At 71.9% G+C, this 11,560-nt stretch carries 10 protein-coding genes and 2 pseudogenes; 6 read left to right on the top strand and 6 right to left on the bottom strand.

Features of this window, described 5'->3' with window-relative positions:
- The first annotated feature begins 287 nt into the window (after positions 1 to 287).
- Positions 288 to 1,121 carry a dienelactone hydrolase family protein gene (locus ACLEQD_RS25610; RefSeq protein WP_410387565.1) on the top strand — a complete coding sequence of 278 codons (834 nt, stop codon included), beginning with the start codon at positions 288 to 290 and terminating at the stop codon, positions 1,119 to 1,121.
- A 22-nt stretch (positions 1,122 to 1,143) separates the two neighbouring features.
- Here ACLEQD_RS25610 and ACLEQD_RS25605 read toward each other — a convergent pair whose 3' ends face one another.
- Positions 1,144 to 1,770, bottom strand: a complete 627-nt coding sequence (locus ACLEQD_RS25605; protein WP_410387563.1) for a CAP domain-containing protein — start codon at positions 1,768 to 1,770, stop codon at positions 1,144 to 1,146.
- A gap of 116 nt (positions 1,771 to 1,886) precedes the next feature.
- On the opposite strand from ACLEQD_RS25605, the gene ACLEQD_RS25600 reads away from it, so the two are divergent.
- The 3 genes from ACLEQD_RS25600 to ACLEQD_RS25590 all read left to right on the top strand — a co-directional run bounded on the left by ACLEQD_RS25600 (position 1,887) and on the right by ACLEQD_RS25590 (position 3,822).
- Entirely contained in the window at positions 1,887 to 2,099 is a 213-nt protein-coding gene (locus ACLEQD_RS25600; RefSeq protein ID WP_410387561.1) for a hypothetical protein, read from the top strand.
- An 8-nt stretch (positions 2,100 to 2,107) separates the two neighbouring features.
- Entirely contained in the window at positions 2,108 to 2,785 is a 678-nt protein-coding gene (locus tag ACLEQD_RS25595) for a tetratricopeptide repeat protein (RefSeq protein WP_410387559.1), read from the top strand.
- A gap of 80 nt (positions 2,786 to 2,865) precedes the next feature.
- Positions 2,866 to 3,822 (top strand): hypothetical protein, encoded by a 957-nt coding sequence (locus tag ACLEQD_RS25590; RefSeq protein ID WP_410387557.1) that lies wholly within the window; start codon positions 2,866 to 2,868, stop codon positions 3,820 to 3,822.
- On the opposite strand, the gene ACLEQD_RS25585 is transcribed toward ACLEQD_RS25590, so the two are convergent.
- The 5 genes and pseudogenes from ACLEQD_RS25585 to ACLEQD_RS25565 form a co-directional block, all read right to left on the bottom strand.
- Positions 3,816 to 4,469 carry a CAP domain-containing protein gene (locus ACLEQD_RS25585; RefSeq protein ID WP_410387555.1) on the bottom strand — a complete coding sequence of 218 codons (654 nt, stop codon included), beginning with the start codon at positions 4,467 to 4,469 and terminating at the stop codon, positions 3,816 to 3,818. The two genes, ACLEQD_RS25590 and ACLEQD_RS25585, sit on opposite strands and share 7 nt — an antisense overlap.
- Positions 4,470 to 4,556: 87 nt before the next feature.
- On the bottom strand, positions 4,557 to 5,885 hold the full coding sequence (locus tag ACLEQD_RS25580) for a DUF1552 domain-containing protein (protein ID WP_410387553.1): 1,329 nt from the start codon (positions 5,883 to 5,885) through the stop codon (positions 4,557 to 4,559).
- Positions 5,882 to 6,997 (bottom strand): DUF1592 domain-containing protein, encoded by a 1,116-nt coding sequence (locus ACLEQD_RS25575; protein WP_410387567.1) that lies wholly within the window; start codon positions 6,995 to 6,997, stop codon positions 5,882 to 5,884. The genes ACLEQD_RS25580 and ACLEQD_RS25575 overlap by 4 nt, the downstream gene beginning before the upstream one ends.
- A 3-nt stretch (positions 6,998 to 7,000) precedes the next feature.
- Positions 7,001 to 7,335 (bottom strand): annotated as a pseudogene (locus ACLEQD_RS25570) (DUF1587 domain-containing protein); the annotation flags it as partial.
- 476 nt (positions 7,336 to 7,811) lie between these two features.
- The gene (locus tag ACLEQD_RS25565) at positions 7,812 to 9,953 is read right to left on the bottom strand and encodes a M3 family metallopeptidase (RefSeq protein ID WP_410387551.1); all 2,142 of its coding nucleotides are present in this window, start codon (positions 9,951 to 9,953) and stop codon (positions 7,812 to 7,814) included.
- Between the two features lie 170 nt (positions 9,954 to 10,123).
- Here ACLEQD_RS25565 and ACLEQD_RS25560 point away from each other — a divergent pair.
- Positions 10,124 to 11,016 (top strand): annotated as a pseudogene (locus ACLEQD_RS25560) (hypothetical protein).
- Between the two features lie 7 nt (positions 11,017 to 11,023).
- The gene (locus ACLEQD_RS25555) at positions 11,024 to 11,404 is read left to right on the top strand and encodes a hypothetical protein (protein ID WP_410387549.1); all 381 of its coding nucleotides are present in this window, start codon (positions 11,024 to 11,026) and stop codon (positions 11,402 to 11,404) included.
- Positions 11,405 to 11,560 lie beyond the last annotated feature (156 nt).

Below are 11,560 nucleotides of genomic sequence, written 5' to 3'. Positions count from 1 at the left end.
GGCGCTCCCCCGGCCCCCGGCGCGAAGCCGCCCCCGGCCGCAAGCCGCCCCCGGCGACGAAGTAGCCACCGCCTCCCGCTCGCGGGAGGGGTGAGAACGAGGGCCGGACGTGGGGGACTTCCCTCGCGCCGGCCCTCTTCGCGTCCGTCCTCCGGAGCCTCGGCCGGAGCCTCGGCCGAGGCTTCAACGCACTGGCGCCTCCGCCTCCACCGCGCTACGCCCGGAGGCGCACGCGGAGCGGGCCGGGAAGCCCGGGCCCGGAAAGGACACGGACGATGAGGCCGGACATGAAGAGGCTCACGTGGGTGCTGGCGGCGGCGCTGATGCTGGGCGCCTGCGCGACGGGCAGGCCGGCGGAGGTGTCGCGCACGCCGTCCGCCACGGGCGCTGTCTCCGAGGAGGAGTTCAAGGCCATGCACACCCTGCGCGAGGACGCCGCCCCCGAGCGCAAGGGCCAGCCGGTGGAGCTGTCCGACGGCTCCAAGGCCTACCTGAGCCTGCCGCCGAACGCGAAGGGCCCCCTGCCCGCCATCATCGTCATCCACGAGTGGTGGGGCCTCAACGAGCACGTGCAGGCCTGGACGGACCGGCTGGCGGCGGAGGGCTACGCGGCGCTCGCGGTGGACCTCTACCACGGCAAGGTGGCCACCACCCCCGAGGAGGCGCTCGCGCTGGTGAAGCAGGCGGACGACGACCAGGCCACGAAGACGCTGCTGGCCGCGCACGCGTTCCTCAAGGGCGACCCGCGCATCCAGGCCCCGCGCACCGGCAGCATCGGCTGGTGCTTCGGTGGCGGCTGGTCGCTGCGCACCGCCATGGCCATTCCGGAGCTGAGCGCGGCGGTCATCTACTACGGCCACCCCGTGACGGACCCCCAGCAGCTGTCCACCATCAAGGCGCAGGTGCTGGGCATCTTCGGCACGAAGGACAAGTCCATCCCGCAGGAGACGGTGCGGGCCTTCGAGAAGGCGCTGGAAGAGGCCGGCGTGCGCAGCCGCATCGTGGAGTACGACGCGGACCACGCCTTCGCCAACCCGTCCGGCGCCCGCTACGACGAGCGCGCCGCCGCGTCCGCCTGGGCGGAGACGTCCGCGTTCCTCGCGCGCACGCTCAAGCGCTGAGGGTGCACGGGGTCAGCGTCCTTCAGTACGGACGCTGGCCCACGTAGTTGCCCGGCGGCGCGTAGTTGCAGACCCAGAAGTCCCAGGCGGATCCGCCGAAGGGCGAATTGACGGTGCAGCGCTTCGTCGCGCAGCCCAGGCGGCGCGTGTTGCGCCACACCACCTGCGTGTAGTGGCCGCAGACCTTGCCCGACGCGCAGGTGTTCTTCGAGTAGTCGTAGTCCGCCGCCTCGTCCACCCAGCCCTTCACCACGGCCTTCGCGGTCAGGTAGTCCGGCGTGGCCGCGGCGATGTTCTCTCCCGCGTTGCCCCGGCCCGCGTTGTGCTCGTAGTCGCAGTTCTCCACCCACTTCTGGGCGACCTCCGCCACGGCAGGGTCCCACGTGAGCGGCTCCAGCGCGGGTGACGGCGTGGGCTTCGCGGCGGCGCGGGCCGCGTTGTGGGCCTCCAGCATGTCCCGCGCGAACTGCGTCAGCTCCACGGTGCCCGCGTCGGTGCCGGTGGTGCCGCCGTCGTCCAGCAGGCCTCCATCGAGCCCCGCGTCCGCGGTCGAGTCGTCCGGGTCCCCGTCAGGGATGCAGGCGAGCAGGAGGAACGGGGTGAGCAGCGTGGCGGCGGACAGGGGACGGAAGCGGGAAGGGCGTCGCATGGGAGGGATTATCCGCGCGCGGGTGGGTGTGCGGGCAAGCGGACAGCGGGGCTACCGGGATGGGGAGGGCCCGGTGTGCCCCGTGCTAGGGTCGGGACCCGGTCAGGAGACGCGACATGAGCCACGACGAATCCCGCGCGCGGAAGATCCAGACAGCCCTTGAAGGGAACGATGAGTTCAGCACCTTCTCCATCGATCCGGACCTCAAGAAGCTGAAGCAGAAGCTGGACCTCCAGTCCCAGGCGCAGCAGCACCAGTCCGGCCGCCCGGAGACCGCGCCCAAGTCGGGCATGTTCATGCGGCTGTTCCACAAGATGTTCCGGGGCTGAGGGTCACGATGGCGAAGGAGTCCTACCGCGCGCAGTGGGAACGCTCGCGGGCGTATCTGGAGACAGGGGACCTGGGGCTCGCGCTCCAGGAGCTGCGGGACGCGCTGACGCTGGCGCCGGACGACGCGGTCCTCTGGGAGGAGATCTTCAACCTGTCGCTGCTCGGGGGGCTCACGCAGAACGCCCTGGCCGCCGCGCTGCGGCTGCGGAAGCTGGAGCCGGAGAACCCCAACTTCATCGGCCTGCACGCCATGGCCGCGCTGCTCGCCGGCAAGCTGGCGGAGGCCCTGCCCCTCTTCGAGGAGGTGCTCCAGCGCGACCCCGAATCGGTGGAGGCCCGCCGGCAGCTCGCGCGGGCGCTGGACGTCGCGGGCCAGCACGGCCGGGTGCGCACGCTCCTGGAAGAGGCCGTCGCGCGAGCCCCCACGGACACGGGCGCGCCCAACGACCTGGCGGTGCACTACCTGGAGCACGTTCCGGACGAAGGCCCGGCGCTCGCCGCGCGCGTGCTGGCCCCGGTGCTGGAGGCGCACCCGGCGGACCCCACCACGCACTTCAACCTGGCGCTGGCGCTGCGCCTGGGGGAGCCGGCGAAGGCCCGCCACCACGCGGAGCAGGTCCTCCAGGGCAATGACAAGGAGCTGCGCACGAAGGCCCAGCAGCTGCTGACGATGATTCCGGCCTGAGCGTCCCCGCTTCCGGCCGGAGCCGTCAGGACGCGCCGGGCACCCCCGTCCCCGGCGCCATGGATTTCCAGAGACAGACCTTGAAGACCCCGGGCGTCGTGTCCTCCCTGTGCTGGAGCGGCGACGCGTTGGTGGACCCGGTGGGCGGCCTGGTGCGCTACGGCCTGGACGGCACCACCGATGACCCGCACATCCGCTACGCCTACCGCTTCGACCGCGCGGTGGTGTCCCCGGACGGCCGCTACAGCGTGCTGTACGAATCGCTGGGGACGGCGGGACTGCTGCTCGAAGGCACGCGCGTGGTGCGGCAGTTGATGCGCGACTTCTACCAGGCGGACGTTTACGACTACCCCGTGGCCCTGCACACGCTGCCCAGCGGACGCACGCTGCTGGCGCACTGCCCGGAGTCGTACTGCGTGGTGGAGCTGGAGGACGCCGCCACGGGCGAGCGCCTCACGAAGCGCGACAACACCCCGGCGGACATCTTCCACTCGCGGCTCCAGTTCAGCCCGGACGGGCGCTACCTGGCGAGCGCGGGGTGGATCTGGCACCCGGTGGACGCGGCGGTGGCGTTCGACGTGCCCCGCGCGCTGGAGGAGCCCGCGTCGCTGGACAGCGCCGCGCTGATGGAGGGCGTGGAGAACGGCCTCTTCCTCACGTCCGTGGCCTTCGGGGCGAAGGACACGCTCGTCTTCGTCCGCGTGGACGAGTCTCGCGACGGTGACAAGTTCTACCTGGGCACGTACTCGCTCACGGAGCGCAAGCAGCTATCGGAGGTGGAGCTGGAGGAGCCCGCGGGCCCGCTGATGGTCGTGGACGCGGAGCACGTGGTGGACTTCTTCGGCCACCCGAAGCTCGTGTCGCGCACCACCGGCCGCGTGGTGCAGCGCTGGGAGGACCTGGACACGGGGAAGGTGCTGGCCAGCATCCGCCACCACCTGCCGCCCCCGCCGCCCTTCGCGCTGGACGCCGCGCACCGCCGCTTCGCCGTGGGCACGGCGAGCGGCATCGAGGTCGTCACGCTCGCGGCTCAGTAGGGCTTCTCGCCCACCCAGTTGCCCGGCGGCGCGTAGTTGCACACCCAGAGCTGCCACGTCTTCACGTTCCCGCCGAAGGGCGAGTTCTTCGTGCACAGCCGCGTCGCGCAGCCCACCGCCTTCGTGGTGCGCCACACCACCTGCGTGTAGTGCCCGCACATCTTCCCGGCCTTGCACTTGCCGCTGGCGTAGTCGTAGTCGGCGGACTCGTCCGCCCAGCCCTTCACCACCTGCGCGGTGGTCCAGGTGTCCGGCGTCGCGGCGGCCAGGTTCTCTCCGAAGGTGCCCCGGTCCGGGTTGTGCTCGAAGCGGCACTCCTTCACGTAGGACTCCGCCTTGCGCGCCGCCTCGTCGGACCAGGTGAGCGCGGGCAGCGCCGGCTTCGGCGTGGGCCGCGAGGCCTTCGCCCGCGCCTCGTTGTGCGCGGCCACCATGTCGCGCTTCAGCTCCGCGGCGGAGGGCAGCGGCTTGCGCGTGCCCTCCGGCGGCTTCGGCGTGGCCGAGGGGACCTTGCGCGCGGCGGCGTTGGTCGCGGCCTGCTTCGTGGAAGAGGACACCGGGCGCTGCGCGCTCGCGCTGGAGCCACAGCCGAGCAGCGGAGCCAGCAGCACCACGGCGAGCCCGCGACGGAACACAGGAGGAGCCATGCGCGGAATCATTCCGCATGTGCGCCCGTCGCGCAGCTCCACTGAGCGGAGCAGGCGGCCCCCGGGGTGCCCGGGCGCCTTCCTGCCCTACCCGCCCAGGCCGGACAGGGGCCCCGTGCCGTCGTCCCCGAAGGTCGTCGTGGGCACGCCGAACATGTTGAGCAGCGCGATGTAGAGGTTCGCCAGCGGCTGGCCCTGGTAGCGCACGTGCCGCCCCGGCGCGATGGCGCCCCCCGCGCGGCCCGCGAGCAGGATGGGCAGGTTCTTGTGCTCGTGCATGTTGCCGTCGGCGATCTCACTGGAGAAGTACACGGCGCTGTGGTCCAGCAGCGTCCCGCCCTCCTCCTGCACGCCCTTCATGCGCTGGAGGAGGTACGCGTACTGCTCCACCTCCCACTTGTCGATCTTCGCCAGCGCGTCGTAGTTGGCCTGGGCCCGCTGGTGGTGCGAGTACGCGTGGTGTTCGCCGGACAGCCCCAGGAACGAATACACGCGCTGGCTGCGCGCGTTGCCCAGCATGAAGGTGCACGTGCGGGTCAGGTCGCACTGGAACGCGAGCACGATGAGGTCCAGCATCGCCTTGGTCTTCTCGCGCACGTCCTCGCTGTCCGCGGGCTCCACGGCGGTGCCGCACGTGGGGCCGGCGCCGTCCATCGCGTTCACGCGCAGCTCCAGCTCGCGCACGCCGGTGAAGTACTCGTCCAGCTTGCGCCGGTCGGTGGTGCCCAGCTTCCCCTGGAGCGCCTTCGCGTCGTCGCGCACGGCGTCGATGATGCTCAGGCCGTACGCCTTGCGCTTCGCCAGCTCCTCCTGCGTGGCGTCCGGGTCGAAGTCCGCGAACAGCCGCTCGAAGGCCGCGCGGGGCTTCGTCTCCTTGGGCACGGGCGTGGACGGCCCCGCCCACGCGATGTTGTTCGCGTACGGGCACGCGTAGCCGGAGTCGCAGTTGCCGATGCCCCGGCCCTGGTCGATGCCCAGCTCCAGTGACGGGTAGCGCGTGGCCTTGCCCACCGCGTTCGCCAGCACCTGGTCCATGGAGATGCCGGTGCGGATGTTGGTGCCCTCCGTCTTGCGCGCCTTCACGCAGGACAGGAACGCGGCCGTCGCGGCGGCGTGGTGGCCGTCGCCGTCAGGCCGGCCGGGCAGGTTGTCCAGCCCGCTCAGCACCAGCAGGTCGCCCTTCACCGGCGCCAGCGACGCGAGCGTGGGCGTCAGCGAGTAGTCCGCGCCCTCGCCGCCGGGCGTCCACTTGGGCATGTGGATGCCGCAGGGCGTGTAGAAGGCCACGAAGCGGCGCGGGGCCGGCGTGGCGGCGCGGGCCGTGCGCGGGCGCATGACGTCCAGCAGGGGCAGCGCCATCAGCGCGCCCAGGCCGCGCAGGAGCGTCCGGCGGGACAGGACAGGGGTGCGGTTCATGGCGTGGGTGCCTCCGCCTCGCCGCGCCGCCGCAGGAACGCGTCGCTGCGGACGATGGCGAGGATGTAGTCGGTGAGCCGGCCGCCCCGGCCTTCGGCCTGCTGGGAGATGTCGCGCACGGTGCAGCGGTCCTCTTCCTCCGCGCCGCGCCCCAGCGCGTAGGTGAGCAGGTGCCGCGTCATGCACGCGGACAGGTCCGGGTCCTCCTTCACCACCGCGCGCAGCTCCACCACGCCCTGGAACGTCTTGCCCCCGGGCAGCTCCCCGCTGGCGTCCACCTGCGCGCCGCCTTCCTCCTTCGTGCGCCAGCGGCCCACCGGGTCGAAGTTCTCCATGCCGAAGCCCAGCGGATCCATCAGCGCGTGACAGCCCGAGCAGCCCGGGTTCGCGCGGTGCTCCGCCATGCGCGCCTTGATGTTCAGCGTGGGGTCCACCGCCGGGGCCAGCCCGCCCGCGTCGGGCGGTGGCGGCGGCGGCGCCTTGCACAGCAGCTGCTCCAGCACCCAGACGCCGCGCTTCACCGGCGACGTGCGGTCCGGGTTGGCGGTGACGGTGAGCAGCGAGCCCTTCCCGAAGAGGCCCGCGCGCTCCGGGTGGCCCTTCAGCTCCACGCGCGTCATTGTCTGGGTGCCCGGCCTGGGCAGGCCGTAGTGCGTGGCCAGCCGGTCGTTCACGTAGGTGAAGGGCGCGTCCAGCAGGTCCTTGAGGCGGTGGTCGCCGGTGACGAACTCCTGGAAGACGAGCTGCATCTCCTGGCGCATGGCGTCCCGCAGCGGTTCGTCGAAGCCGTAGCGCGACACCGGCTGCGCGGAGTCCAGCGCGCGCGTGTAGAGCCACTGGCCCGCGAAGTTGTCCACCAGCGCGCGGGCCCTGGGGTCCGCCAGCATGCGCCGCACCTGCGCCTCCAGCACCTGCGGCTCGTGCAGGTGGCCGCCCTCCGCCACCTGCAACAGCGCCTCGTCCGGCATGCTGCTCCAGAGGAAGTAGGACAGGCGGCTGGCCAGCTCCAGGTCGCTCACGGGGTGCGGCGCGGTGGACGCGGGAGACGGGTCCAGCTCCACGCGGAAGAGGAAGTGGGGCGACACCAGCACCGCGCGCAGCGCCAGCTTCACGCCCACCTCCGGCGCGTCACCGTGCCGCCGGGCAGCGTGACGAGCGCGACCAGCCGCTCCACCTCCTCGGCGGTGACGGGCCGGCGCCAGGCGCGGCGCGCGAAGGTCTTCAGCAGCTGTCGCGCGCACGGCTCCGGCCGGGCGGGGTCGAGCACGCAGGTGCCGAACGCGCCCCGCGCCCACGCGGCCTCCACCAGCGCCTGCGCCGCGTGCGAGTACTTCTCCATCAGCAGCGGGGACATGCTGAGCACGTCCGCGTTGTTGTCGAAGCCGAAGCCGTGGTCGTCCGGCGGGAAGTCGCTCGCGGGCGAGCCCGTGTCGCCCAAGAGGTCGCGCACGGTGTTGTCGTACTCAGCGCGGTTGAGGCGGTGCAGCGTGACGCGGCCCGGGTCGCGCGCCGCCGCACGGCACTGCGCGTCCCGCGGATCCGTGGGACCGGGCGCGTCCGGCCCCGGCAGCACCCGCGCCTTGGGGGGCGTCCCGTTGCAGCTCACGGCCAGCACCACCGCCGCCGCCGCCAGGCCCACCCTCCGCCATCTCCGACCGCAGGCCGTCACCTCGTCCACGCCTCCTCCGGGCTTCGAAAGGGCCCCGGTGGACGTGCTTCAAAGCAAGACCCTCACCAGCGCTCCCGTGACGACAGGGCGACGCCGGGCTCCGTCCCCGGGGCGGGGATGGGCACGCGCGGGGGACAGGGTGGGGAAGGGGAGTTCCGCGGCCGGGCAGCGCCCGTGGACCGGGAAGGCACCGCGCGCCGACTCCTGCCCCGGAGGACGGGGCAGGCGGCGCGCGGCGCTTCATGCGAGCGACAGCGTTACTTCGTTTCCTTCGCGGTGCCCGTCGTCTTGGGGGCGCCGTCGAGGTACGCGCGGTAGGCCTCGAAGGCGTACGGCCGGCCGAGGAAGTCCTTCACCAGCTCCGCGGCGGGCTTGGAGCCGCCGGGCTCCAGCACCGTCTTGCGGTAGTGCATGGCCGTGTCGCGGTCCAGGTAGCCGCTCTCCTGGAACTTCGACTCCAGGTCCTTCGCGATGACGGAGGACCAGAGGTACGTGTAGTACGCGGCCGAGTACCCATCCAGGTGCCCGAAGGCGAGCTCGAAGTGGGTGCCGTCGCGGTACTCGTGGCGGAAGGGGGACAGCTTCTTCTGCAGCTCGGAGAGCACCGCGGACGTGTCGAAGCCCGGCGCGCGCGAGTAGTACTGGAGGCTGACCGCGGACAGGAACAGCTGGCGGCGCGCGTACAGGCCCAGGCCGAACTCCTTCGACGCGCGCAGCTTCTCCACCAGCTCCGCGGGGATGGGCTCGTTCGTCTCGTGGTGCTTGGCGAAGCTCTTGAGCACCTCCGGCTGCTCCGCCCACTGCTGCAGGAGCATGGACGGCGTCTCCACGAAGTCGCGCTCCGTGGAGATGCCGGAGATGGGCGTCCACTTCTGGTGGCCGGAGAAGATGGCGTGCATCAGGTGGCCGAACTCGTGGAAGAACGTCTCCACCTCGTCGTGCGTCATCAGGTCGCCGGGGCGCGGGAAGTTGCACACCAGCACGCCCTCCGGCAGCCGCTTGCCCTGCTCACCCGTCACCAGGTCGAACTGCGCCGCGTGCTTGTACTTGTCGTCGCGCGGGTGCATGTCCAGGTAGATGCGGCCCAGCGGCTTGCCGTTGTCCACGACGTCGTACGCCTCCACGTCGGCGTGCCACGTCTTCGCGTCCTTCACCGGCTGGAAGGCCACCCCCCACAAGCTGGAGGTGATGCCCATCACGCCGTCCTTCACGCGCGCGTACTCCAGGTAGGGCCGCACCGCCTGCGAGTCGAACCCGAACTTCTCCGCGCGCAGCCGGTCCTCGTAGTAGTCCTGGTCCCAGGGCTCCACCGCGGTGGCGCCCTTCACGTCCTTCTTCTTGCGCGCCAGCAGGTCCGCCATCTCCTTCTTCGCGCGGGCCTCCGTGGCCTGCGCCAGCTGGTCGATGAAGTCCGCCGCCGCCTGCTGCGTGCGCGTCATGCGCGTTTCGGTCGTGAAGGCCGCGTAGTTGTCGTAGCCCAGGAGCTTCGCCAGCGCGTCGCGCTTCTCGATGAGCTGCGCGAGCACCGCCTGGTTCTTGGGGAACGCGCGCTGGCGGTAGGTGCGCCACAGCTTCTCGCGCGCCTTCGCGTTCTTCGCGTACGTCATGAACGGGAAGTAGTCCGGGTAGTTGCTGGTGATGACCACCTTGCCGTCCGCGCCGGGCGCGTGCGCCTTCTTGTAGTCCTCCGGCAGCCCGTCCAGGTCCTTGGGCGTGAAGGCCACGCTGCGCGTGTCCTCCGCGATGTTCTGCCCGAACTGCTGGCCCAGCTTCAAAATCTCCTCGTTGAGCGTCTTCACCTGGGCGCGCGTGGCCTCGTCCCGGTCCACGCCCGCGCGGCGGAAGTCCAGCAGCGTGCGGCTCATCCAGTACTGCGTGGGCACGTCCGCCTTGGACAGGTCCACCAGCGACAGCGCGTCGTAGACGCCGCGGTCCTGCGACAGCGCCACGTTGGCCGCGTCCACCTGCTGCTCGCACTCGCGGGACGCGTCGCGCATGGCCGCGTCCGGGTGCACCTCGTGCGTGAGGCTGGAGCGGTTGGCCGCGTTGATGAGCGCCGTCTGCGCCTCGTCGTACGCCTTGAGGACGCCCTGGCCGTTCGTCTTGGGGTCCAGCTTCTTCAGCGCGGCCACCTGCGCCTGCGCGCGCTCCAGGTCCGCCTTGCACAGGGCCTTGAAGGCGTCCGGCGTGCCGGCCAGCGGCTCCGAGCCCTTGGCGGGCGCCACCTGGGGCTTCGCCGCGTTGGCGGCCACGCGGGCCATGGCCTCGCGGTTCTGGGTGATGCTGCCGTTGGAGCAACCCGTCGCGGCGAGCGCCGCCACCACGGTGAGCGCGGGGATTTTCAAGGAGACCTCCTCCACAAGGGGAACGACCTGCTTCGCGGGCCCGTCATGCCACATCCCCGCCCCTGCGCGCCCGTCCGCCGTGAACAGCCAGGCGGCCCTCCGGGACCGTCCGGATGCCCGGGCGCCCTGCCTGACGCACCCCGCCTTGTGTCCCGTCCAGCCGCCCGGTAATTCCGCGCTCGCCTCGAATTCTTGGAAGTTGTCCTGGCCGGAGGGTGAAACGGATGCGCAAGGCACTGGGTGGTGCGGTCGCGGCGTTGCTGCTGTGGGGCTGTGGTGGCGCGGGCACGGAGGCGCCGCCGGCGTCCCCCGAGGGGCTGTCGCTCACCGCCGGGACGGGGCTGACCGAGGGCACCTGGGCGCACGACGGGCAGACGGTGTCCTTCGCCTCGCGGGAGGTGGAGCCCGGGGTGTACCGCCTGGAGGTGCGCATGCACGGCATGACGCTGACGGGCCTGATGGACCCGGCGTCGGGCGTGTCCACGCTGGACGGCTTCGCGGACGCGAACACGCAGGACACGCAGGTGGTGGAGCAGGACCGCCAGGTGCTGAGCGCGTTCTACGGGGCGCTGAGCCAGGGGTTGCCCCAGGGTGACGCGGCCGCGCCGGAGGCCATGTACCTGCGCCGCGCGGTGGGCCTGTGGGCGCAGCAGCCCACGAGCGTCACGCTCAAGCGCACGGTGATGGGCGAGCAGGGCCGCGGCTACACGATGCTGTGCAGCTACGCGAAGTGCGGCGGCAGGAACACGGGCAGCTGTGGCGGCACGTACAACTGGTACTCGTACGCGAAGCACGACTGCAACAAGGGCGGCTTCGACAACACGCGCAACCAGCAGATCGCCAGCTGGGGGACCACACGACGTGCAGCGGCGACGAGTACTACCTGAACGGCGGCACCTGGGTGTGCGGCGAGCCGGACCACTGGTCGCGCCCCAAGGTGATGGGCAACTGCTTCGGCCGCTGCGGCGGCGGCTGCGGTGGCGACACGCAGTACACGCTGGACGCCACCAACCACGACGGCTGCGTGCGCAACGGCCACATGCTGGCGTCTGGCTACTGCGATGACCAGTTCGCGTCCGCGTCGGACGACGAGCTGTTCGCGCCCAACTGCTACTGAAGGCCGCATGGGACGCGCGGTGAGACACGCGGTGGGGCTGTGGCTCGCCGCGCTCGGCGTGCTCGGTTGTCCGTCCACGACGTCCTCCCAGGCGGAGGCCGGGGAGGCGGTGGTGCGCCGCTTCTTCCAGGCCCTGCCGTCGGGGGACTGCGCGGTGCTGGGCCCCCTGCTGGTGACCGGGCAGGGCGTGCCCCCGTGCGAGGAGACGGTGAAGGACCTGCGCGAGCACGGCCTGGGCCTGGTGGACGTGCTCGACGCGAAGGTGGATGGTCGCGACCCGGACGCGGTGCTCGTGCGGGCGCGCGTGTCGCAGGGAGGAGCGGAGCGCTCGGAGCCGTTCCTCTTCCGGGTGGAGCGCCAGGGTGACGGCTGGCGCCTTCGGTTGTAGGGGGAGTGGACGATGCGGAACCGCAAGCGGGTGATGCTGGGGGGCGCGGTCGTGCTGGTGGCCGCGCTCGGCGCCGTGCTGCTGTGGCCGGCCCGCGAGGCGCCTGCCCCGTCCAGAGCCGCCGTGTCCCCTGCGCCGGACCCGGGCCCCGCTTCG

It is taken from the genome of Corallococcus sp. 4LFB (genome assembly GCF_046520365.1).
GTDB classification, from domain to species: Bacteria; Myxococcota; Myxococcia; order Myxococcales; family Myxococcaceae; genus Corallococcus; species Corallococcus caeni.
The sequence above is the reverse complement of the archived record's forward strand: the minus strand, read 5'-3'. Positions and strand labels throughout refer to the sequence as shown.